The sequence below is a fragment of the Chromohalobacter sp. HP20-39 genome, from assembly GCF_033052815.1.
GTDB lineage: Bacteria > Pseudomonadota > Gammaproteobacteria > Pseudomonadales > Halomonadaceae > Chromohalobacter.
In genome coordinates, this window is the sequence record NZ_JAWHTP010000135.1 from 1 (window position 1) to 474 (window position 474).

General features: G+C 64.8%; 1 protein-coding gene. It reads right to left on the minus strand.

All coding sequences use genetic code 11. From position 1 onward, the window contains the following. Positions 1-474, minus strand: a 474-nt coding sequence (locus tag RVY79_RS17315; RefSeq protein ID WP_317465717.1) for a helicase-related protein, incomplete at both ends; no start/stop codon positions are given.

The window sequence follows — 474 nt, forward strand, 5'->3', positions numbered from 1 at the left end:
GTGCGCCAGCAGATACGCATACGCCTGATGGTGCGACCGCCCGACGCGGCCGCGCAACTGGTGCAACTGCGCCAGGCCGAACTTGTCGGCGCGGTGGATCAGGATCGTCTTGGCGGTCGGCACGTCGATGCCGGTTTCGATAATCGTTGTGCACAGCAGGATATTGGCGCGCTGGGCCACGAAATCGCGCATCACGCGCTCCAGCTCACGCTCGTGCATCTGGCCGTGCGCAACCACCACGCGCGCTTCCGGAATCAGCTCCTCCAGCTTGGCGCGCTTGTTCTCGATGGTCTCGACTTCGTTGTGCAGGAAGTAGACCTGCCCGCCGCGTTTCAGCTCACGCAGGATGGCCTCGCGCAGCACGCCGTCTTCCTCGCGGCGCAGGAAGGTCTTGATGGCCAGGCGCTTTTGCGGCGCGGTTGCAATCACCGAGAAATCGCGCAGGCCTTCGAGCGCCATACCCAGCGTACGCGG